Here is a 20,902-nt window from a genome sequence, read left to right on the forward strand (position 1 = left end):
CCGTTGTCCCGCCCCGCCCCGCCCCGCCCCGCCCCGCTCCGCCGTCCCGGACTCGGAGCCGGACGGACTCCCCGGTCAGGCGAACCAGCCCTGCGGACGCGGACGCGTATTGCGCCAGATGTGCTTGGCCTCCCGGTACTCCGCGAGCCCGCTGGGCCCCAACTCCCGCCCGGTCCCGGACTGTTTGAACCCGCCCCACTCCGCCTGCGGGAGACAGGGGTGGTAGTCGTTGATCCAGACGGTGCCCAGCCGCAGCCGCGAGGCCACCCGCTCCGCCCGCCCCTCGTCGCCGGACCATACGGCCCCGGCGAGCCCGTACACGGTGTCGTTGGCCAGCCGCACCGCCTCGTCCTCACCGGCGAAACGTTCAACCGTGAGCACCGGCCCGAAGGACTCGTCGGCCAGCACCGACATCCCGCTGTGGCAGCGGTCGAGGACGGTCGGCAGGAAGTAGTAGCCGTCGGCCAGGGCCGGATCGTCGGGGCGGGTGCCACCGCAGCGCAGCCGGGCGCCCTCCGCGAGCCCGGCCGCCACATACGCCTCGACCTTGGCCCGGTGCGCGGCCGAGATCAGCGGGCCGGTCTGGGCCCGCTCGTCGAACGGCCCGCCGAGCCGGATGCCCCGGGCCCGGCGCACGACCTCCTCGACGAAGGCGTCGTGCACCGGATCCTCCACCAGCAGCCGGGCCCCGGCCGAGCAGACCTGCCCGGAGTGGAGGAAGACCGCGGTGAGCGCGTAGTCCACGGCCGTGTCGAAGTCCGCGTCGGCGAAGACCACATTGGGGTTCTTGCCGCCCAGCTCCAGCGAGGTCCGCTTGACCGTGCCCGCGGCCGCGGCCATGATCCGGCGCCCGGTCCGCAGCCCCCCGGTGAAGGACACCATGTCCACATCGGGGTTGTCGGTGAGCGGGGCCCCGGCCTCGGCGCCGGGGCCGAGCACCAGATTGGCCACCCCGTCCGGCAGTCCGGCCTCCGCCAGCAGCCGCATCAGGGCGATCGCGGTGCTGGGGGTGAGCTCACTGGGCTTCAGTACGAAGGTGTTGCCCGCGGCGAGCGCGGGCGCCACCTTCCACGCGGTCTGCAGCAGCGGATAGTTCCACGGGGTGATCAGCGAGCAGACCCCGACCGGTTCATAGACCACCCGGCTGACGGAGTGCTCGCTGCCGGTGTCCACGACCCGGTCCGCCTCGGTGCGCACCAGCTGTCCGTAGTAGCGGAAGCACGCCACCACACCGTCGATGTCGACGTCGCTCTCGGCCAGGCGCTTCCCCGTGTCCAGGGACTCGGCGCGGGCGAGCGCGGCCTTGTCGCGCTCCACCAGACCGGCGACGCGCAGCAGCAGATCGCCGCGCGCCCCGACCGGGGTACGGGGCCAGGGCCCCTGGTCGAATGCCTGCCGGGCGGCGGCGATCGCCTCGGCCGCGTCCTTGCCGCCGCCCTCGTCGACGACCGCCACCAGCGATCCGTCGGCCGGGCAGCGGATCTCCCGGGTGCGCTCGTCGATCGAGCCGGTCCACTGGCCACCGATGAAGAGGTCCGTCACGGGCATTCCTCCGCTTCCGGGGTCGGGACATGGTCGGTCACCCATCGGTGGAAGGCGCCGATGTGGTGTTCGCTGGGGACGAGCACCCCGCCGTCGCGGTAGGCGCGGGAGTCCATGGCGGGCTGGGTGCGCTCACAGGCGTCGAAGTCCTGGGTGTTGACCCGGTGGAACAGCTCCACCGACTTCGACAGATCCCGATCGGACGCCACCACTTCGGGTGCGTAGAGCCAATCGCATTCGACCAGCGTGTGATCGGGAGCGAGCGGGAACATCCGGTGCATGATCACGTGGTCGGGGACCAGATTGAGGAAGACCTGCGGCCGTACCGTGATCGCGTAGTAGCGGCGGTCCTGCTCGTCGGCGATCCCCGCGAACCGGTCGAACCCCTCGCTGCCGTCCACCGTGAACCCCTGCGCCTCCTCGGCGAACTCGGCGCCGTGCCCGACGAAGTACTGCGCCGCCAGCCCGTCGGCGAACTCCGGGAGCACCTCGGTGAGTTCGGGGTGAATCGTCGCGCAGTGGTAGCACTCCATGAAGTTCTCGACGATCAGCTTCCAGTTGGCCCTGACGTCGTAGGAGATCCGGCGGCCCAGCGCCAGCCCCGCCACGCCGTAGCGCTCCACGGAGTCCGTGTCGCCGAGCCGCTCGGCCACCTCCCCGATCACCGTCTCCTCGAACGACGGTGGCTCCTCGGCCAGGCAGACCCAGACATAGCCGAGCCATTCGCGAAGCCGTACCGGCACCAGCCCGCGCTCGACCCGGTCGACATCGGGCATCTTCTGAAGATTGGGGGCGGCGGTGAGCCGGCCGTCCAGATCGTAGGTCCACGCGTGGTACGGGCACTGCAGCGAGCGCCGCACCGTACCGGACTCCTCGGTGCACAGCCGGGCGCCGCGGTGGCGGCAGATATTGAGGAACGCCCGCGCCTCACCCCGCCGGTTGCGGGTGATCAGCACGCTCTCCCGGCCGACCTGCACGGTGCGGAAGGCACCCGGCCGGTCCAGATCGGCCCCGCGCACCGCGCAGAACCACATGGCCTCGAACAGGTGCTCCTGCTCCCGGCGGAAGACCCCGGGAGCGGTGTACCAGTGGCCGGGGAGAGTGGCGAGCAGACTGGGGGGCGTGATGGCGGGGGACTCGGGAGCCACAGTCATGGGTTCTCCTCAGGCGGTCGCGGCGGTCAGCCGGCGGGGGTCGAAGAGCTCGATGGGGTGGGCGGTGTCACCGGTGAGTGCCGTGGGGGCCGCCAAGCGGTCGTCTCCCGCTCCCGCGGCGCTCGGTGTCAGCGGCGGATGCGCTCCATGCGCGGGTCGAAGAGGGGCTCGGCGGCGACGGTCGCGGGCACCTTCTCGCCGAAGTACTCGATGTGGACGGCGGTGCCGGGCACGGCGGCCGCGGCGGGCAGCCAGGCGTAGGCGACGGTCCGGCCGATGGTGTAGCCGTAGGACGCGCTGGTCACATAGCCCGCCGGGACGCCGTCGGCGTACACCGGCTCCTTGCCCATGACGACCGCGGCCGGGTCGTCCAGGGTGAGACAGGTCAGCCTGCGCGCCGCCGTCTCCTCGGAGCGGCCCTCGAGCGCCGCACGCCCGGTGAAGTCACCCTTGTTCATCCGGACGGCGAAGCCGACCCCGGCCTCGTAGGGATCGTGCTCAGTGGTCATGTCATGGCCCCAGGCGCGATAGCCCTTCTCCAGCCGCAGGCTGTTGAAGGCCGAGCGCCCGGCGGCGATCACACCCAGGCGCTGTCCGGCCTCCCACAGGGTGTCCCACAGCCGCAGGCCCATGTCGGCGGTGGTGTACAGCTCCCAGCCGAGCTCGCCGACGTAACTCAGCCGCATCGCGGTCACCGGGACATGGCCGATATAGGTCTGCCTGGCCTTGAAGTAGCCGAACGCCTCGTGCGAGAAGTCGTCGCGGGTCAGCGGTTGGACCAGCTCCCGGGCGAGCGGGCCCCACACGCCGACGCAGCAGGTGCCCGGGGTGATGTCGGCGACATGGATGTCATCGGGCGCGTGGCGCAGCAGCCAGTCCAGGTCCAGTCCGCCGTTGGCGCCCACCTGGAAGTGGTGCTCCGAGAGCCGGGCGACGGTGAGGTCGCTGCGGATGCCCCCGGCCTCGTCCAGCAGCAGGGTGTAGGTGACCGCGCCGGGCTTCTTCGCCAGCTGATTGGTGGTCATGCGCTGCAGGAAGTCCAGCGCGCCGGGGCCGGTGACCGCCAGCCGCTTGAGCGGTGTCATGTCGTACAGCGCGACCCGCTCCCGGGTGGCCCTGGCCTCGGCGGCGGCGATGGGCGACCAGTAGCGGGCCGACCAGGCGTCGCGCGGGGGCAGTTCGACGGACTCGGCGAGCGGGGCGTTCGCCTCGTACCAGTGCGGCCGCTCCCAGCCCGCCGCCTCCAGGAAGTGGCCGCCCAGCTCGCGCTGCCGGACGTGGAAGGGGCTGACCCGCAGCGGACGGGGCTGCTCCATCGGCTGCAGCGGATGGATGACGTCGTAGACCTCGACGAAGTTCTGCTGACCCCGCTCGGTGACGTAGGCGGGGGAGCGCTGGGCGTCCTCGAAGCGGTACAGATCGCATTCATGGACGTCCATGCCCGGCCGCCCGTCCGTCATCCACTCGGCCACGGCCCGCGCCACGCCCGCGGAGTGGGTCACCCACACCGCCTCGGCCAGCCAGAAGCCGCGCACCTCGCGGGACTCGCCGATCAGCGGCATACCGTCGGGGGTGAAGGAGAAGACGCCGTTGAAGCCCTCCTCGACCCGGCTCGCGCCGAGCGCGGGGAGCAGCTTGACGCTGTCCTCCCAGCTGGGGGCGAAGTCCTCCGGGGTGAACGGCAGCGAGGACGGCATCACCGGGGCGTCGTCGTACGCGGGCAGCCCCGCCGGGTCGACGGGGAGCGGACGGTGGGCGTAGCTGCCGATGCCGATGCGGTCGGTGTGCTCGCGGTAGTACAGATCGCGGTCCTGGAACCGCAGGATCGGCTTGCTCGCCTCCGTACGGGGGTCGTTCACCCCCGCGAGCTCGGGCAGCGGCCCGGTCTTGGCGTACTGGTGGGCCAGCGGCTGCAGCGGGACGGGGACCCCCGCCATCGCGCCGATCAGCGGGCCCCAGAAGCCGGCGGCGGAGACCACGATGTCGGCCGGGAAGGTACCCCGGTCGGTGACGACGGCGGTCACCCGGCCGCCCTCCCGCTCGATGGCGGTCACCGTGTGCCGGTCCAGGAACCGGGCGCCGTGCGCGGTGGCCCGCTCCATCTGGGCGCGGGAGGCGAGCAGCGCCCGTGCCAGTCCGTCGTCCGGGGTGTGGAGGCCGCCGAGGATCCGCTCCGGGTCCAGCATCGGCCACATCTCGGCGCACCGGGCCGGGCCGAGCAGCTCGGCCCGTACGCCCCAGGAGGCAGCGAGACCGGCCTTGCGGTGCAGATCGGCCCAGCGCTCCTCGCTGGTGGCGATCTCCAGACCGCCCACCGGGTTGAAGCAGGGCAGCCCGTCGACCTCGAGGGAGGAGAACTTCTCCACGGTGTACCGGGCGAGGTCGGTCAGGGTCTTGGAGGGGCTGGTCTGGAAGACCAGACCGGGGGCGTGCGAGGTCGAGCCGCCGGGGGCGAGCAGCGGGCCCTGCTCCAGGACGGTGACGTCCCGCCGGCCACGGGCGGTCAGCTCATCGGCGAGCGAGCAGCCGACGATGCCTGCACCGACGATCACAACACGGGAGCCCATTCGCGCGTTCACAGGACCACCACCGACCGCAGCACCTCGCCGCGCTGCATCTTCGCGAACGCGGCCTCGACCTCGTCCAGCGTGATCGTCTCGCTGACGAACGCCTCCAGATCCAGCTTGCGGCTGAGGTGGAGGTCGACCAGGACCGGGAAGTCCCGGCTGGGCAGGCAGTCGCCGTACCAGGACGACTTGAGCGCGCCGCCCCGCGAGAACAGATCGATCAGCGGCAGATCGATGCGCATCTCCGGGTCCGGCACCCCGACCTGCACCAGCACCCCGGCCAGATCGCGCATATAGAAGCCCTGGGCGTAGGTCTCGGGGCGGCCCACCGCGTCGATGACCACATTCGCGCCGAAGCCCCCGGTCAGCTCGCGCACCGCCTCGACCGGGTCCGTACCACGGGAGTTGACGGTGTCGGTGGCGCCGAAGCGGGTCGACGCGTCCAGCTTGGCGTCGTCGATGTCCACGGCGATCACCCGGCGGGCCCCGGACAGCGAGGCCCCGGCGATCGCGGCGTTGCCGACGCCGCCGCAGCCGATGACCGCGACCGTGTCGCCGTTGGACACCCCGCCGGTGTGCACGGCCGCGCCGTACCCGGCCATCACCCCGCAGCCGATCAGGCCCGCCGCCTCGGGGCGTGCCGAGGGGTCGATCTTCACCGCCTGCCCGGCCGCGACCAGCGTCTTCTCGGCGAACGCGCCGATGCCCAGCGCCGGGCTGAGCGGGGTGCCGTCGGTCAGGGTCATCGGCTGGGCGGCATTGCGGCTGTCGAAGCAGTACCACGGGCGGCCCCGGCGGCAGGAGCGGCAGCCGCCGCACGGCGCCCGCCAGGCCAGGACCACATAGTCGCCCGGGGCGAGTGCGGTGACGCCGGGGCCCACGGCCTCGACCATGCCGGCCGCCTCATGCCCGAGCAGATACGGGAATTCGTCACCGATCGCGCCGTCCCGGTAGTGCAGGTCGGTGTGGCACACCCCGCACGCCTGCACTCCCACCAGCACCTCACCGGGGCCGGGCTCGGGCACGAGAACGGGCACCACTTCCACCGGGGCGCCCTTTTTGACCGCGACGACGGCGCGGGCTTCTTGCGGCATGGCTCACTCCTCTGTTCTCCTGCGATCGCAGGGACCGGTGCACGGGAGCTGGCATGACTGCCTCGAAGGAGGGTGAGACCGAGGCCGTTCAACGGCCGCCGGTTACCCCCCAGTTGCGTATAGCGCGGCGTGTTGCGCGATGGGAGACATCCTGAAAGTCGCCGCCCCGTGCGGTCAAGGGGTGCGCGTAAACCGTCTGTGAACCGGCGCTGACGGGGGAATTCGCGTAGATCGCACGCCTCACGGAAGGCCCTGGGCACAGACGCGACGAGGGGGCCGGAGTCGTCCGGCCCCCTCGTCGGGTGGGTGGGGTGGTGGGTTGGCTCAGCCGGGGAAGCCCATCCGCCGGGACAGCTCCTCGGCGGTCTTCACGGCGTACTCGGCCAGATCGGGCAGCCGGCTCTGGGCCATCCGGTATGCCGGTCCCGAGACGCCGATCGCGCCCATGACCGCGCCGTCGTGGCCGCGCACCGGCGCCGCCACCGCGTTCAGCCCGATCTCCAGCTCCTCACAGGAGTAGGCGAACCCGCGCTCGGCCGCCGTCTCCAGCTGCTGCCGCAGCTCGGCGGCGGTGGTGATGGTGTGCTCGGTGAACCGCGGCAGCTTCCGCGTCACCAGCCGCTCCCGGCGCTCGCCCGACAGATGCGCGAGCAGCACCTTGCCGCTCGCGGTCGCGTGCAGCGCGGTGCGCCGCCCCAGCCAGTTGAAGGCGGTCACCGCGGCGGCGCCGCGCGCCTGCATGATGTTGACCGCCGCGTCCCCGTCCAGGACGGCGATATTGGCCGTCTCGCCGGTCTCGTCGGCCAGCGCCCGGCACACCGGGGCGCCCTCCTGCGAGATGTCCAGGCGGATGGCGGCGGCGCCCGCGAGTCTGAGCACCCCGGCGCCCAGGTAGTACTTCCCCCGGTCCCGTTCCTGTCCGACGAGTCCGCGGTTCTCCAGGACGCCGAGCAGCCGGAAGGCGGTCGACTTGTGGACCCCCAGCTCGTCGGCGATCTCGGTCACTCCGGCCTCGCCGAGTCTGGCAAGGATCTCCAGGACGCTGACCGCCCTGTCCACCGACTGCACTGCCCCGGCGGCCCCCCGCTTCTCCTCGGCCCGATCCTCGGTCGTGTTCGTCATGGTTCTGATCTCACCATCCGACGGCTCTGCGTGGGGCCCCTCGGGCCGGGGAACTCTTGACGGCTGCCTTCCCGATCTGGATTCTGTTGCGCATCGCGCTTTTCAGTGCACTATCCACAACGCATGATACCGATCAACGTGAGGGGGGCCAATGATTCCCGTCTGCCGTATCGAGGACCTGCCGGAGGGTGAGTCGGTGCGTATCGAGGCCGGCGACGCCACCGCGCCGATCGCGGTGTTCCACACCGACGGTGCGTTCTACGCCATCGACGACACCTGCAGCCACCAGGACGCCTCCCTCTCCGACGGGTGGCTGGAAGGCTGCTACGTGGAATGCCCGCTGCACGCCGCGCTGTTCGATCTGCGATCCGGCGAGCCGACCTGTCTGCCCGCCCGTAAGCCCGTACGGACCCACGCTGTCACGGTCGTGGACGGAATGCTGTATGTCCACCCCGCGGTGCAGACCGTTCCCGGCCAGCCCGTGCACGCGGCGCCGGAAGAAGCCGTGGCATGACGGCGGTCAGGACGGTCACCGTGGTCGGGGCCTCGCTCGCGGGTCTGCACGCGGCGCGGGGCCTGCGCTCCCAGGGGTACGACGGACGGCTGGTCGTCGTCGGCGAGGAGCGCCATCGCCCCTACGACCGCCCGCCGCTGTCCAAGGAGTTCCTGACCGGGGACGGCGACCCGGGCGAGGGCCTGGGCCCGCTCGCCCTCACCGACCCCGAGGAGGAGGCCGAGCTGGACGCCGAGTGGCTGCTCGGCATCCGGGCCGAGGCGCTGGACACCGCGGCCGGGGAGATCCGTCTCACCGGCGGCCGCGCCCTGCGCACCGACGGCGTCGTCATCGCCACCGGAGCCACGCCCAGAACGCTGCCCCTCCCGCCGCTGGACGGGGTGCACACCCTGCGCACCCTCGACGACGCGCTCCGGCTCCGCGCCGAACTCCGCGCGGGCGCCGAGCGGGCGGTGGTGATCGGCGCGGGCTTCATCGGCGCCGAGGTGGCCTCCTCCTGTGCCGCACTCGGGCTCGACGTCACCGTCGTGGAGGCCGCGCCGCTGCCGCTGGTGCCCCAACTGGGCGAGGAGATGGCCCGGGTGTGCGCCGGGCTGCACGCGCGGGGCGGGGCCACCCTGCTGTGCGGCACCGGTGTGGCCGGTCTGCGCGGAGCCGGCCGGGTCACCGGTGTGGAGCTCACCGACGGGCGGGTGCTGCCCGCCGATGTGGTGGTCGTCGGTGTCGGGGTGCGTCCCGTCACCGGGTGGCTGGAAGGCTCCGGTCTGGCCCTGGACGACGGGGTGCGGTGCGACGAGGGCTGTGTCACCGCGCTGCCGGGCGTCGTGGCCGTGGGGGACGTGGCCCGGCTGGCCCAGCCGGGCACCGCCCGCACCGTCCGGGCCGAGCACTGGACCAGCGGCATGCTCCAGGGCGACGTGGCCGCCCGCAATCTGCTCGCCGGGTCCACCGTCGAACGCTTCGACGCGCTCCCCTACTTCTGGTCCGACCAGTACGGCGCGCGCATCCAGTACGCCGGGCGGCGCGCATCCGGGGACACGGTCCGGATCCTCGAGGGGGACCCGGCCGACGGCGGCGGCTTCCTCGCCGTCTACGAACGCGACGGGGTCCCCACCGCCGCCCTCGGCGTGGACCGGCCCCGGCCCTTCATGCGGCTGCGCCGCGAGCTGGCCCGCGCTCCGCAGCCGGCCGGGAGGTGACCGTCGGGTCCGCCTCACGGGCCCGTTCCCGGCGGCGTTGGCGGCGCATCTCGCGGGCCGTGCTGCTGGGCCGGGACACCACCCCGTAGCGCTGGCGCCAGACCTGCCGGGTCACCCACACGTCCAGCACCCCCCAGGTCGCCACCACCGTGCTCGCCACCGTGGCGAGCACGACGGGGAAGGCGGACCACGAGCCCGCCAGGGTGCACAGCAGGGCGACCATCACCTCCACCAGAGTCACGGCGATGATGATGACCGCCCGCACCGCCGCCGTACGGACGGGATCGGGCAGCCGCCGCCTGCGCGCCGGCTCCTCGGTCCACAACGGCCGGACCCCGTGCGCCGGGATGTCGCGATCCTTGTCCATCGCGTCCATGACGCTCCCACCCCTTTCCATGCTCTGCCCCGGCGCGGCCGAGTCAGATAGCGGGACTTGGGTCGTATGCCCCCTAGTGTGCCCGGTTGGATCACGAATGGCACCGACCACGGGTTCCCCCGGGGAGGGGAAAACAAGCCACGCGCCGCCGAATGGCCGTATGCGGCGACCGGGGAGGGGTATCGAGCGGTGGGTGGTAAGTCGGGGAATCACCCGACAACTCCCGATCACGGACTGTAAGGGACTCCCTGCATCAAGTGGACACGCCTTCGAACTGTTCCACCGGCAGTAGTAGGCTCGCGCCCGCTCGGTGTCGGAACTCGGAACCCCGCCCCTGGAATTCGGGGTAGACGTTAGGGAGGCCATGCGCTTTCGCGGTAAGTCCATCCGCAGGAAGATCGTGGCGCTGTTGCTGGTGCCGCTCGTGTCGCTGACGGCGATATGGGCGTTCGCCACGGTGATCACCGGTCGCGAGGCAATGCAACTGCTGGACGCGTCCGACATCATCGACAAGGCGGGCCAGCCGGCCGAGGACGCGGTGCACGCCGTCCAGAAGGAACGCCGCCAGACGCTCATCCTGCTGGCCGATCCGCGGCAGTCGGACGCCCTGCCCGTGCTCCACTCCATGCAGCGCAAGACCGACCAGGCGATCGACATGCTGCGGGCCGCCGAGTCGGACGGCGATGTGCACGGCAAGATGAACGACGACTCCGAGGAACAGCTCGACAACATCCTCAAGGCCGCGGACGGACTGGACAGTCTGCGCCGCAAGGTCGAGGACGACGGCATCTCCTCGACCCAGGCGTATGAGTATTACAACAAGCTCGTCGACCTCTGCTACACCTTCCGCAGCTCCCTCCACGCGGTGCCCGACACCGACCTCGACAAACAGGGCCGCGCGCTGGTCGCCATGATCCGCGCCCGGGAGGCGCTCTCCCGTGAGGACGCGCTGTACGCCTCGGCGCTGACGGCGCGCAAGATGACGCTGGCGGACCTTCAGGCGATGTCCGACCTCATCGCCGAGCGCACTCTGCTCTACGAGATCAACCTGCCGATCCTCCCCGACTCCGAGCAGAAGGTCTTCGCCGACTACCGGCGCACCAACGCCGCCCCCGCCGCCCTGCGCGTGGCCGAGGGCAAGATCCTCTCCTCGATGGACCCCGCCACCGCCATCAAGTCGCTGGACCAGGAGCACTGGGAGGCCGCGGCCCAGCCCGTCCTCAACGACTACGACCGGCTGGGCGAGGAGGCCACCGACCGGCTCCAGAAGCGCATCGACCCGGTGGCCAGCAGCGTGATGCTCAAGGCGGGCATCGCCGGCATCCTCGGCCTGATCGCCCTCATCGTCTCCATCTTCGTCTCGTTCCGCATCGGCCGCAGCCTGGTCCGCGATCTGTCCCGGCTGCGCAGGGACGCCCAGGAGGTCTCCGGCGTCCGGCTGCCGAGCGTGATGCGCCGCCTCGGCGCGGGCGAGCAGATCGACGTGGAGACAGAGGCGCCCCGGCTGGACTACGGCCCCGATGAGATGGGCCAGGTCGGCCAGGCCCTCAACACCCTCCAGCGGGCCGCCGTCGAGGCCGCCGTCAAACAGGCCGAACTCCGCCAGGGCGTCTCCGAGGTCTTCGTCAACCTCGCCCGCCGCAGCCAGGTGCTGCTGCACCGTCAGCTCACCCTCCTGGACACCATGGAGCGGCGCACCGAGGACACCGACGAGCTGTCCGACCTGTTCCGCCTGGACCACATGACCACCCGCATGCGGCGGCACGCCGAGGGTCTGGTCATCCTCTCCGGCGCGGCCCCCTCCCGGCAGTGGCGCAAGCCGATCAAGCTGATGGACGTCGTGCGCGCCGCCGTCGCCGAGGTGGAGGACTACGAGCGGATCGAGATCCGCCGACTGCCGCGGATCGCGGTCGTCGGCCCGGCCGTCGGCGACCTCACCCACCTCGTCGCCGAACTCCTGGAGAACGCCACCGTCTTCTCGCCGCCGCACACCGCCGTCCAGGTGCACGGCGAGCGGGTCGCCAAGGGCTTCACCCTGGAGATCCACGACCGCGGTCTCGGCATGACGCCCGACGCGCTGCTGGAGGCCAACCTCCGGCTCGCCGAGACCCCCGAGTTCGAGCTCTCCGACACCGACCGGCTCGGGCTGTTCGTGGTCAGCCGGCTCGCCCAGCGGCAGGGGGTGCGGGTCTCGCTCCAGCCCTCCCCGTACGGCGGCACCACGGCCATCGTGCTCATCCCCTCCAACCTGCTCACCGACGACGGCACCCGGGGGGACACCGACGACCGCGACACCGGCGGCCGTCACACCGACACCGCGCGGCACGGCGTGGGCGACGTCCGGCTCGGGCCAGCCGACGAGGCCGAGCCGGCCTCCCCGCTCGCCTCCCTGACCGCGGCCCTGGCCCACGAGGCCCACCACGACGACGCCGACGAGGACGACGAAGTGGGCGGCATCTTCCGCGCCCGCGGCCTCAAGACGCGCCAGTCCGTGCGCACCGGACCCGTTCCGTCCACCGTGGAGCAGCACCAGCAGGCTCCGGACGGCCCGGACCCCGAACCGGGCGGCGGCCCCGCGCCGCTGCCCCGCCGTGTCCCGCCGGTCCTGGTCGCCGACCACGGCCGGCCGGTCGAGGGCACGGCCGGCGGACGGCAGAGCCGTGTCCAGGGCCCGGGGCAGCCGTCCTGGGCCGAGCGCTCCGAACGCCAGGGCCAGGACCAGGCCCAGGGCCGTGACCAGGGCCCGCGGCGCACGGGGCCGGAGCGCCGGGGACCGGAGCAGAGCCCGGTGCCCACTCAGCGGGCGGCCTCCGGCCTCCCCAAGCGGGTACGGCAGGCGAGCCTGGCCCCGCAGCTGAAGAACGATCCCGCACCCCCGACCGACGACCGAACCCCTGCCGGACACGATCCCGAGCGCGAAGCCGAGCAGGCGAGGGCCACCATGGCCTCGCTCCAACGGGGTTGGCAGCGCGGTCGGCGGCAGTCGGCCACCGGATCCGGAGGCGCGGACGTAAGTCCGGGAACGACACATGAGGGGGACGGTCGATGACCGCATCGAACGCCGCAGCGCCCAACGGATCGCCCAATGCGTCGGGCGAGCTGAACTGGCTGCTGGACGAACTGGTCGGAAGAGTGGGCAGCATCCGCAAGGCACTGGTGCTCTCCGGGGACGGACTCCTCACCGGCGGCTCACGCGATCTGTCCCGGGAGGACGGTGAACACCTGGCCGCCGTGGCCTCGGGCTTCCACAGCCTCGCCAAGGGCGTCGGCCGCCACTTCGACGTCGGCCGGGTCCGGCAGACCATCGTCGAGCTCGACGACGCCTTCCTGTTCGTCACCGCGGCCGGCGACGGCAGCTGTCTCGCCGTCCTGGCCGACGCCGACTCCGATGTGGGCCAGATAGCGTACGAGATGACGCTGCTGGTCAAGCGGGTGGGCGTGCATCTGGGCTCGGCCCCGCGCTCCACCGGGTGACGGAGGCCGGGGGAAATGAGCGGAGACCCGGAGCGCGCCGCCCGGTGGTTCGACGACGCGGCGGGACCGGTGGTCAGGCCCTACGCGATGACGCGGGGACGCACCCGCAGCGCCGCCGAGGAGAAGCTGGATCTGATCGCTGTCGTCGTCGCCGACAGCGCGGCCCACCGGACCGTCGCCGACCAGACGCTGTCCCCGGAACACATCGACATCGTCGAACTGAGCCGGGACAGCCCGCAGTCCGTCGCCGAGCTGGCGGCCGAGCTCGACCTTCCGATCGGCGTGATCCGTGTGCTCATAGGCGATCTGCTCCACGCCGCACTCGTCCGAGTGTCCCGGCCCGTACCTCCGGCGGAACTGCCGGACGAGAGGATTCTGCGCGAGGTGATCAATGGTCTACGGGCACTCTGACCCGGGCCGCCCTCATATCGTCGAACCGGTCACACTGAAGATACTGGTGGCCGGCGGCTTCGGGGTGGGCAAGACGACACTGGTGGGCGCGGTCAGCGAGATCAGACCGCTGCGCACCGAGGAGATCCTCACCGAGGCGGGCCGGCCGGTCGACGACATAGCGGGGGTGGAGTCCAAGACGACCACCACCGTCGCCATGGACTTCGGGCGCATCACGCTCCGCGAGGATCTGGTGCTCTACCTCTTCGGCACACCGGGCCAGGACCGGTTCTGGTTCCTGTGGGACGAGCTGGCCACCGGCGCGCTGGGCGCGGTGGTGCTGGCCGACACCCGCCGTCTCGAGGACTGCTTTGCCGCCATCGACTACTTCGAGCGGCGGAAAATCGCCTTCACCGTGGCCGTCAACTGCTTCGAGGGGGCCGACCGCTTTCCGGAGGACTCGGTGCGGGACGCCCTGGACCTCGATCCGGGCACCCCGGTCGTCCTGTGCGACGCCCGGGAGCGCGAGTCGGCCAAGCATGTGCTGATCTCGGTGGTGGAGCACGCGATGCTGGCTTCCGCGCGGGGCTGAACGGCACGGCCCGTACCCCGCCGTCCGGGGTACGGGCCGCCGTTCGCGTCGGCGGCACAGGCCGCCGTTGGCCGGCGCGGGGTGCGGCTCAGGAGCCCTCGGCCGGCTGGCCTTCCCGGTGCCAGCCGAAGCTGCGCTCCACCGCCATGCGCCAGTTGCCGTACTCGCGCGTCCGCTCCTCCTCGGTCATCCGCGGGGTCCACTCGGTATCCCGCTTCCAGTGGGCCCGCAGCTCGTCCAGGTCCTGCCAGGCGCCGGTGGCGAGCCCGGCCGCGTACGCCGCGCCCAGGCAGGTGGTCTCGGCGACCACCGGACGGATCACCGGGACGCCCAGCACATCGGCCTGATGCTGCATCAGCAGGTCGTTGGCGGTCATGCCGCCGTCGACCTTGAGCGTGCTGATCCGCACCCCGGAGTCCTGGTACATCGCGTCGACCACCTCGCGCGTCTGCCAGCTGGTCGCCTCCAGGACGGCACGGGCCAGATGAGCCTTGGTGACATAGCGGGTGAGGCCGGTGATCACACCGCGGGCGTCCGAGCGCCAGTACGGGGCGAACAGCCCCGAGAAGGCCGGGACGATGTACGCCCCGCCGTTGTCGTCCACGCTCGCGGCGAGCGGTTCGATCTCGTCGGCGGAGCGGATGATGCCCAGCTGGTCGCGGAACCACTGCACCAGCGCGCCGGTGATCGCGATCGATCCCTCCAGGCAGTAGACGGGCCGCTCCCCGCCGAGCCGGTAGCCCATCGTGGTCAGCAGCCCGCTCTTGGACGGCACCGGGCGGTCACCGGTGTTCAGCAGCAGGAAGCTGCCGGTGCCATAGGTGTTCTTGGCCTCGCCGACGCCGTAGCAGGTCTGGCCGAAGACGGCGGCCTGCTGATCGCCGAGCGCGGAGGCCACCGGCACACCGGCCAGCTGCCCGATCGCGGTGCCGTACACCTCGGCGGAGGAGCGGATCTCCGGCAGCATCGCCTCGGGGAGGCCCATCGTGGAGAGGATCGAGGTGTCCCACTGGAGGGTCCGCAGATCCATCAGCAGAGTGCGTCCGGCGTTGGTCACATCGGTGACGTGCACCCCGCCGTCGGTGCCGCCGGTGAGGTTCCAGATCAGCCAGGAGTCGATGGTGCCGAAGGCGATCTCGCCCATCTCGGCGCGGCGGCGCAACCCGGGCACATGGTCCAGCAGCCAGGCGGCCTTGGGCCCGGAGAAGTAGCTGGCCAGCGGCAGTCCGGTGGTGTCCCGGAAGCGGTCCTGGCCCACCTCGCCGCCGAGTTCCTCGCACAGGCCGGAGGTGCGGGTGTCCTGCCAGACGATCGCGTTGTGCACCGGTTTGCCGGTACGGCGGTCCCACAGGACCGTCGTCTCGCGCTGGTTGGTGATGCCCAGCGCGGTCAGCTCGTCGGCCCGCAGCCCCGCCTTGGCCAGCGCACCGGCCACCACGGCCTGCACCTTGGACCAGATCTCGGTGGCGTCGTGCTCCACCCAGCCGGGCTTGGGGAAGATCTGGCGGTGCTCGCGCTGGTCGACGGCGACGATCGCGCCGTTCCGGTCGAAGATGATGCAGCGGCTCGAGGTGGTGCCCTGGTCGATCGCGGCGACATACGTGTCCGTCGGATGCGGCATGGCGTCTCCTTCGGTCAGAAGGCTGCGTTGAAGACGAGACCCGCCAGCACGGCCCCGATCAGCGGGCCCACCACCGGTATCCAGGCGTAACCCCAGTCCGAGGTGCCCTTGTTGGGGATGGGCAGCAGGGCGTGGGCGAGGCGCGGCCCGAGGTCGCGCGCCGGGTTGATGGCGTAGCCGGTGGGCCCGCCCAGGGAGAGGCCGATGCCGACCACCAGGAAGGCGACGAGCAGGACGGAGATGCCCGAGCCGAGGACCACGGTGCCGCCGCCCTCGGCGACCGGGCCGATCCCGATGCCGTCGACCTGGCCGAACGCGAGCAGCGGCAGCACCAGCGCGGCCGTCGCGATGATCTCGGTCACGAGATTGGCCACCGGGTTCCGGATCTCCGGGACGGTGGAGAAGACCCCGAGCGTGGGCAGGGCGGTCTTCTCATCGGCGTTGGCGGCGAACTGCGCGTAGTACAGCGCCCAGGTCAGCACCGCGCCGATCACGGCGCCCACCAGCTGACCGAGGATGTAGAGCGGCACCTTGTCCCAGTCTCCGGTGTCCACGGCGACGCCCACGGTCACTGCCGGATTGAGATGGGCGCCGGACAGCGGGGCCGCGGTGTACGCGCCGGCCATGACACCGAAGCCCCAGCCGAAGGCGACCACGATCCACCCGGCCGACTTGGCCTTGGAGTGGTTCAGGGTGACGGCGGCGCAGACGCCCGCGCCGAAGAGAATCAGTATCGCGGTGCCGATGACCTCACCGGTGAATATGTCCCCATTGCTCATGGCGGCTCCTAGGACCTCGCCCGGGGCGGACGGCCCCGGTCCTCCGTGCTGGGTCGTTTCGAGCGTGCGGGTGCATCGGAATCGCCCGTGGGGGGTGACCATGGAGAGAGCCTGCGCGCGGCGACGCCGACTGACACCGCAGCAGTGTTCACCGGTGGTCAGGGGGCGTCAAGGTGATGGACGGCAACGGTGTTCGTGACAACCGTGAGGGCGCTGCCCTGGTGTCGCCGCGCACTCGGGCACCACTTGGGCAGCGGGCAGTCACTCGACAGCCACCCGGCAGCCATCGGACAGTTGCCGCTCCGGCGCCGCTCAGCGGACCGCGACGACCGACGAGCCGTGCCCGAACAGCCCCTGGTTGACGGTGATCCCGGCGCGCGCGCCCGGCACCTGCCGCTCGCCCGCCTGCCCGCGCAGCTGCCAGGTCAGCTCGCACACCTGGGCGATGGCCTGCGCCGGAACCGCCTCCCCGAAGGACGCAAGACCCCCGCTCGGATTGACCGGAATCCGCCCGCCCGGCGCCGTCGCCCCCTCGCGGAGCAGCTTCGCGCCCTCCCCGGGCGCGCACAGCCCCAAGTCCTCGTACCACTCCAGCTCCAGGGCCGTGGACAGGTCGTACACCTCGGCCAGCGACAGATCCTCCGGTCCAAGCCCCGCCTCCTCGTACGCCGCCCGTGCGATGGAGGGCCGGAACGGATCGGGGACGGGGGAGCCCGGCGGGGCGGAGTCGGTGGCGATGTCCGGCAGATCCAGCGCGGTGCGCGGATGGGTGGGGGAGACCGACGAGACGGCGCGGATGCGGACCGGGCGCGCCATCCCGAGCCGCCGCGCCGTCTCCACGCTGCCGAGCACCAGCGCCGCCGCGCCGTCGGAGGTCGCGCAGATGTCCAGCAGCCGCAGCGGATCGGCGACCACCGGCGACGCGGCGACCTCCTCGGCGGTGACGGGGGAGCGGTAGCGGGCGTACGGATTGGCGGCGCCCGCGGCCGCGTTCTTCACCTTCACCCGCGCGAAGTCCTCGGCCGTGTCGCCGTACAGCGCCATCCGGCGGCGGGCCCAGAGCGCGAAATAGGCGGGGTTGGTGGCGCCCAGCACCCGGAAGCGCAGCCAGTCCGGATCGTCCGGCCGCTCACCCCCCGCGGGGGCGAAGAACCCCTTGGGCGCCGCGTCGGAGCCCACCACCAGAACGGTGTCCGCCATCCCGGACAGGATCTGGGCGCGGGCGGTGTCGATGGCCCGCGCGCCGGACGCGCAGGCCGCGTACACGCTGGTGACACGGGCGCCCTGCCAGCCCAGCGCCTTGGCGAAGGTCGCGCCCGCGACCTGCCCCGGATAGCCGCAGCGCACGGTGTTGGCGCCGACCACGGACTGGATCGCGGACCACTCGAGCCCGGCGTCGGCGAGCGCGGCGCGCGCCGCCTTCGTGCCGTACTCCACGAAGCCGCGGCCCCATTTCCCCCAGGGGTGCATCCCGGCGCCGAGCACCGCCACCTCACCGGTCATGACGCCTCCCCGGGAGCGGGCCGCCCGTCGGGAGCGGGCCCCTCCTCCGGAACGGGCCGCCAGTGCCAGGTGGTGAGGGTGCGCCCGTCCTCCTCGGCCAGCACCCCCGGCACCACCTCGACCTCCATGCCGATGGCCAGATCGGCCAGGGCCACCCCGGGGGCGCCCTGCCCCAGCACCACCATCCGCTCGGCGGCCAGTTCCACGGCGATCAGTGTGTAGGGCCGCCATGTGCGCTCGGGGCCGGACGGATAGGGGGCGGGCGGCCGGTAGCGGCCGTCGGTGTAGGACCACACCCGCCCGCGGCGGGACAGCGGAACCTCCGCCAGCTCGGTGCCGGAGCAGCCCGGGGCACGGCAGAAGGCGTCCTCCCGGGGGAAGTACACCGCCCCGCAGTCCCGGCAGCACGTCCCCAGCAGCCGGAACTCCCCGCCCTCGGCGGTGAACCACCCGTCGACCACGGGCACACGTGTGGGGGACACGGTCCCTCCCGATACCTCGTAACTGACGATGTGTCAGAAGTGTGGCACGGGGACCGCAGCGCGCGTAACCCCGGTACAGTGACCGCGATCACGGGCCGCGATCACGGGCCTGATCAGCCGAAGGGCGAGGGGAGCGGTCGGTGGCGGAGACGGAGACCAGGACGCGGACCGGGACCACGACGACGCGCACGGCCGTCCGGCTCGAGGCCGTCACCAAGGACTTCGGGACGGTGCGCGCGGTGGACGCCGTCGATCTCACCGTCCGCGAGGGCGAGTTCTTCTCGCTGCTCGGCCCCTCCGGCTCGGGGAAGACCACCCTGCTGCGGCTGGTCGCGGGGTTCGAACAGCCCACCGCGGGGCGTATCGAACTCGCCGGGGACGACGTCACCGCGACGCCTCCCAACCGCCGCGACGCACACACCGTCTTCCAGGACTACGCGCTCTTCCCGCAGATGAGCGTCGAACAGAACGTGGCCTACGCCCTGACCGTGCGCGGCGTCCGCAAGGCCGAGCGGCTCGCCCGCGCCCGCGAGGCGCTGACCACCGTACGGCTGGACGGCTTCGCCGCCCGCCGCCCCGCCGAGCTCTCCGGCGGCCAGCGCCAGCGCGTCGCCCTCGCCCGTGCCCTCGTCGACCGGCCCGCCGTGCTGCTGCTCGACGAACCGCTCGGCGCGCTCGACCTGGCGCTGCGGCAGGAGATGCAGACCGAGCTCAAGGAGTTGCAGCGCACCACCGGCATCACCTTCCTCCTGGTCACCCATGACCAGGACGAGGCGCTGACCATGAGCGACCGCATCGCCGTGGTCCGCGACGGCCGCATCGAGCAGACCGGCCCGCCGGTCGAGGTGTACGAACGCCCCGCCACCGCCTTCGTCGCGGGCTTCGTCGGCACCACCAACCTGCTGCGCGGCGAGGCCGCGGTGCGTGTCGTGGGCCGCCCCGGCACGTACTCCATCCGGCCCGAGCGCATCCTGCTCACCGAGCCCGCGGAGCCGCCCGCCGAAGCCGTGTCATCCGCTGACGGCCGACGGACCGTCACGGGGCGCGTCACCGACATCGTGCACGCCGGGGCGCACACCCGCTTCACCATCGCGCTTCCGCACGGCGACCGGCTCACCGTGCTCCGCCAGAATCTCACCGGACTCCCTCAATCCGCCCGCCCGGACGGTCAGATCGGGCTGTCCTGGGACGAGAAGGACGCCTTCCCGGTACCGAGTTGACCTTGTCATTGCCGACGGCACCCTGGCGAGGGCCCACCGCCCGCCCGATACTGGCCGGGCCTCAAGTGCCTAGTGGGACGAGGAGGACCGGATGCGGAAACGGAAGACGTCTGCGTGGAGGTCCGCGGCCGCCGTCTGCGCGCTGCTGCTGACCGCGGCCGGGTGCGGCTCGGGCGGCGGCGACGACAAGGGCGGCCACGCACCCGACAAGCTCGGTAAGGGCGAGGGCAAGGTCAACGTCATCGCCTGGGCCGGCTACGCCGAGGACGGCTCCAACGACCCCAAGGTGGACTGGGTTCACCCGTTCGAGAAGAAGACCGGCTGTCAGGTGAACACCAAGACGGCCGGCACCTCCGACGAGATGGTCTCGCTGATGAAGACCGGGCAGTACGACACGGTCTCCGCCTCCGGCGACGCCACCCTGCGCCTCATCGCCTCCGGCGACGCGGCCCCCGTCAACACCAAACTGGTGCCCAACTACAAGGACATCTTCCCGGCCCTCAAAAACCAGCCGTTCAACTCCAGGGACGGCCGGATGTACGGCATTCCGCACGGCCGGGGCGCCAACCTCCTCATGTACCGCACCGACAAGGTGAAGCCCGCGCCCGACTCCTGGCGCGCCGTCTTCGACGACTCCGCGCGGTACGGGGGGCACGTCACCGCCTATGACTCGCCCATCTACATCGCCGACGCCGCGCTCTATCTGATGCGTGCCAAGCCCTCGCTCGGCATCAAGAACCCCTACGCGCTCGACCAGAAGCAGCTCGACGCGGCCGTATCCCTGCTGAAGAAGCAGCACAAGGCGGTGGGGGAGTACTGGAGCGACTACCAGAAGGAGATCACCGCCTTCAAGGGCGGCGACAGCGTCATCGGCACCACCTGGCAGGTCATCGCCAACCTCACCAAGGCCGAGAAGGCCCCGGTCAAGGCGGTGCTCCCCAAGGAGGGCGCCACCGGCTGGTCCGATACCTGGATGGTGTCGGCCAAGGCCGAGCACCCCAACTGCGCCTACAAGTGGCTCGACTGGATCGTTTCGCCCAAGGTCAACGCCCAGGTCGCGGAGTACTTCGGCGAGGCTCCGTCCAACCGTAAGGCGTGCGCCGAGACCTCCGACCCGAACCACTGCGCGATCTTCCACGCGGACGACGAGAAGTACTTCCAGCGCGTCCACTTCTGGACCACGCCCATCAAGGACTGCCTCGACGGCCGCAAGGACGCCACCTGCACCGACTACGCCCAGTGGACCCGGGCCTGGACGGAGGTCAAGGGCTGA

Annotated in this window: 18 protein-coding genes; 8 read left to right on the top strand and 10 right to left on the bottom strand. The window is 71.8% G+C overall.

Features of this window, described 5'->3' with window-relative positions:
• Positions 1-75: 75 nt before the first annotated feature.
• The 5 genes from J2Z30_RS41890 to J2Z30_RS41910 all read right to left on the bottom strand — a co-directional run bounded on the left by J2Z30_RS41890 (position 76) and on the right by J2Z30_RS41910 (position 7,479).
• Complete coding sequence (locus J2Z30_RS41890) at positions 76-1,542, bottom strand: aldehyde dehydrogenase family protein (RefSeq protein WP_044582332.1); 1,467 nt, start codon at positions 1,540-1,542, stop codon at positions 76-78.
• Positions 1,539-2,696 carry an aromatic ring-hydroxylating oxygenase subunit alpha gene (locus J2Z30_RS41895; protein ID WP_044579281.1) on the bottom strand — a complete coding sequence of 386 codons (1,158 nt, stop codon included), beginning with the start codon at positions 2,694-2,696 and terminating at the stop codon, positions 1,539-1,541. The genes J2Z30_RS41890 and J2Z30_RS41895 overlap by 4 nt, the downstream gene beginning before the upstream one ends.
• A gap of 128 nt (positions 2,697-2,824) precedes the next feature.
• The gene (locus tag J2Z30_RS41900) at positions 2,825-5,263 is read right to left on the bottom strand and encodes a GcvT family protein (protein ID WP_044579283.1); all 2,439 of its coding nucleotides are present in this window, start codon (positions 5,261-5,263) and stop codon (positions 2,825-2,827) included.
• A gap of 8 nt (positions 5,264-5,271) precedes the next feature.
• Entirely contained in the window at positions 5,272-6,357 is a 1,086-nt protein-coding gene (locus J2Z30_RS41905; protein ID WP_044579285.1) for an S-(hydroxymethyl)mycothiol dehydrogenase, read from the bottom strand.
• 324 nt (positions 6,358-6,681) lie between these two features.
• Positions 6,682-7,479 (bottom strand): IclR family transcriptional regulator, encoded by a 798-nt coding sequence (locus J2Z30_RS41910; RefSeq protein ID WP_044579287.1) that lies wholly within the window; start codon positions 7,477-7,479, stop codon positions 6,682-6,684.
• Positions 7,480-7,630: 151 nt separating this feature from the next.
• Here J2Z30_RS41910 and J2Z30_RS41915 point away from each other — a divergent pair, with 151 nt between their 5' ends.
• Positions 7,631-7,993, top strand: coding sequence for a bifunctional 3-phenylpropionate/cinnamic acid dioxygenase ferredoxin subunit (locus J2Z30_RS41915; RefSeq protein ID WP_044579289.1), 363 nt, complete (start codon positions 7,631-7,633; stop codon positions 7,991-7,993).
• Complete coding sequence (locus J2Z30_RS41920; RefSeq protein WP_044579291.1) at positions 7,990-9,192, top strand: NAD(P)/FAD-dependent oxidoreductase; 1,203 nt, start codon at positions 7,990-7,992, stop codon at positions 9,190-9,192. The genes J2Z30_RS41915 and J2Z30_RS41920 overlap by 4 nt, the downstream gene beginning before the upstream one ends.
• Here the strand turns inward: J2Z30_RS41920 and J2Z30_RS41925 are convergent.
• Positions 9,140-9,589 (bottom strand): hypothetical protein, encoded by a 450-nt coding sequence (locus J2Z30_RS41925; RefSeq protein ID WP_281062813.1) that lies wholly within the window; start codon positions 9,587-9,589, stop codon positions 9,140-9,142. The two genes, J2Z30_RS41920 and J2Z30_RS41925, sit on opposite strands and share 53 nt — an antisense overlap.
• Before the next feature lie 343 nt (positions 9,590-9,932).
• Between J2Z30_RS41925 and J2Z30_RS41930 the strand changes: the two genes are divergently transcribed.
• The 4 genes from J2Z30_RS41930 to J2Z30_RS41945 are packed head-to-tail and all read left to right on the top strand — an operon-like array spanning position 9,933 to position 14,024.
• Positions 9,933-12,617, top strand: a complete 2,685-nt coding sequence (locus J2Z30_RS41930; protein ID WP_044579293.1) for a nitrate- and nitrite sensing domain-containing protein — start codon at positions 9,933-9,935, stop codon at positions 12,615-12,617.
• Positions 12,614-13,042, top strand: coding sequence for a roadblock/LC7 domain-containing protein (locus J2Z30_RS41935; RefSeq protein WP_020873578.1), 429 nt, complete (start codon positions 12,614-12,616; stop codon positions 13,040-13,042). Before J2Z30_RS41930 ends, J2Z30_RS41935 begins: the two co-directional genes overlap by 4 nt.
• 15 nt (positions 13,043-13,057) lie before the next feature.
• Positions 13,058-13,453: a DUF742 domain-containing protein gene (locus J2Z30_RS41940; protein ID WP_044579295.1), complete on the top strand. Its 396-nt coding sequence runs from the start codon at positions 13,058-13,060 to the stop codon at positions 13,451-13,453.
• A complete protein-coding gene (locus J2Z30_RS41945) occupies positions 13,434-14,024 on the top strand; it encodes a GTP-binding protein (RefSeq protein WP_044579297.1) in 591 nt (196 codons plus the stop codon). Before J2Z30_RS41940 ends, J2Z30_RS41945 begins: the two co-directional genes overlap by 20 nt.
• A gap of 88 nt (positions 14,025-14,112) precedes the next feature.
• On the opposite strand, the gene glpK is transcribed toward J2Z30_RS41945, so the two are convergent.
• The 4 genes from glpK to J2Z30_RS41965 form a co-directional block, all read right to left on the bottom strand.
• On the bottom strand, positions 14,113-15,645 hold the full coding sequence (glpK, locus tag J2Z30_RS41950; protein WP_044579299.1) for a glycerol kinase GlpK: 1,533 nt from the start codon (positions 15,643-15,645) through the stop codon (positions 14,113-14,115).
• Positions 15,646-15,659: 14 nt separating this feature from the next.
• Positions 15,660-16,424, bottom strand: coding sequence for an MIP/aquaporin family protein (locus J2Z30_RS41955; RefSeq protein WP_044579300.1), 765 nt, complete (start codon positions 16,422-16,424; stop codon positions 15,660-15,662).
• Between the two features lie 312 nt (positions 16,425-16,736).
• Positions 16,737-17,927: a lipid-transfer protein gene (locus J2Z30_RS41960; RefSeq protein ID WP_044579302.1), complete on the bottom strand. Its 1,191-nt coding sequence runs from the start codon at positions 17,925-17,927 to the stop codon at positions 16,737-16,739.
• Entirely contained in the window at positions 17,924-18,409 is a 486-nt protein-coding gene (locus J2Z30_RS41965) for a Zn-ribbon domain-containing OB-fold protein (RefSeq protein ID WP_209469058.1), read from the bottom strand. Before J2Z30_RS41965 ends, J2Z30_RS41960 begins: the two co-directional genes overlap by 4 nt.
• Positions 18,410-18,549: 140 nt before the next feature.
• Here J2Z30_RS41965 and J2Z30_RS41970 point away from each other — a divergent pair, with 140 nt between their 5' ends.
• Both J2Z30_RS41970 and J2Z30_RS41975 read left to right on the top strand, forming a co-directional pair.
• The gene (locus J2Z30_RS41970; RefSeq protein WP_044579303.1) at positions 18,550-19,629 is read left to right on the top strand and encodes an ABC transporter ATP-binding protein; all 1,080 of its coding nucleotides are present in this window, start codon (positions 18,550-18,552) and stop codon (positions 19,627-19,629) included.
• Between the two features lie 91 nt (positions 19,630-19,720).
• Positions 19,721-20,902: an ABC transporter substrate-binding protein gene (locus tag J2Z30_RS41975; RefSeq protein WP_044579304.1), complete on the top strand. Its 1,182-nt coding sequence runs from the start codon at positions 19,721-19,723 to the stop codon at positions 20,900-20,902.

This window comes from Streptomyces iranensis (genome assembly GCF_017874715.1).
Classification (GTDB): Bacteria; Actinomycetota; Actinomycetes; order Streptomycetales; family Streptomycetaceae; genus Streptomyces; species Streptomyces iranensis.

Bases quoted from the DNA above. Each gene is read 5' to 3' on its own strand.
- J2Z30_RS41960 (WP_044579302.1), bottom strand. From the start codon at position 17,927: ATGACCGGTGAGGTGGCGGTGCTCGGCGCCGGGATGCACCCCTGGGGG.
- J2Z30_RS41935 (WP_020873578.1), top strand. From the start codon at position 12,614: ATGACCGCATCGAACGCCGCAGCGCCCAACGGATCGCCCAATGCGTCG.
- J2Z30_RS41905 (WP_044579285.1), bottom strand. From the start codon at position 6,357: ATGCCGCAAGAAGCCCGCGCCGTCGTCGCGGTCAAAAAGGGCGCCCCG.
- J2Z30_RS41915 (WP_044579289.1), top strand. From the start codon at position 7,631: ATGATTCCCGTCTGCCGTATCGAGGACCTGCCGGAGGGTGAGTCGGTG.
- J2Z30_RS41920 (WP_044579291.1), top strand. From the start codon at position 7,990: ATGACGGCGGTCAGGACGGTCACCGTGGTCGGGGCCTCGCTCGCGGGT.
- J2Z30_RS41925 (WP_281062813.1), bottom strand. From the start codon at position 9,589: ATGGAAAGGGGTGGGAGCGTCATGGACGCGATGGACAAGGATCGCGAC.
- J2Z30_RS41945 (WP_044579297.1), top strand. From the start codon at position 13,434: ATGGTCTACGGGCACTCTGACCCGGGCCGCCCTCATATCGTCGAACCG.
- J2Z30_RS41930 (WP_044579293.1), top strand. From the start codon at position 9,933: ATGCGCTTTCGCGGTAAGTCCATCCGCAGGAAGATCGTGGCGCTGTTG.
- J2Z30_RS41900 (WP_044579283.1), bottom strand. From the start codon at position 5,263: ATGGGCTCCCGTGTTGTGATCGTCGGTGCAGGCATCGTCGGCTGCTCG.
- J2Z30_RS41975 (WP_044579304.1), top strand. From the start codon at position 19,721: ATGCGGAAACGGAAGACGTCTGCGTGGAGGTCCGCGGCCGCCGTCTGC.
- J2Z30_RS41910 (WP_044579287.1), bottom strand. From the start codon at position 7,479: ATGACGAACACGACCGAGGATCGGGCCGAGGAGAAGCGGGGGGCCGCC.
- J2Z30_RS41955 (WP_044579300.1), bottom strand. From the start codon at position 16,424: ATGAGCAATGGGGACATATTCACCGGTGAGGTCATCGGCACCGCGATA.
- glpK (WP_044579299.1), bottom strand. From the start codon at position 15,645: ATGCCGCATCCGACGGACACGTATGTCGCCGCGATCGACCAGGGCACC.
- J2Z30_RS41895 (WP_044579281.1), bottom strand. From the start codon at position 2,696: ATGACTGTGGCTCCCGAGTCCCCCGCCATCACGCCCCCCAGTCTGCTC.
- J2Z30_RS41940 (WP_044579295.1), top strand. From the start codon at position 13,058: ATGAGCGGAGACCCGGAGCGCGCCGCCCGGTGGTTCGACGACGCGGCG.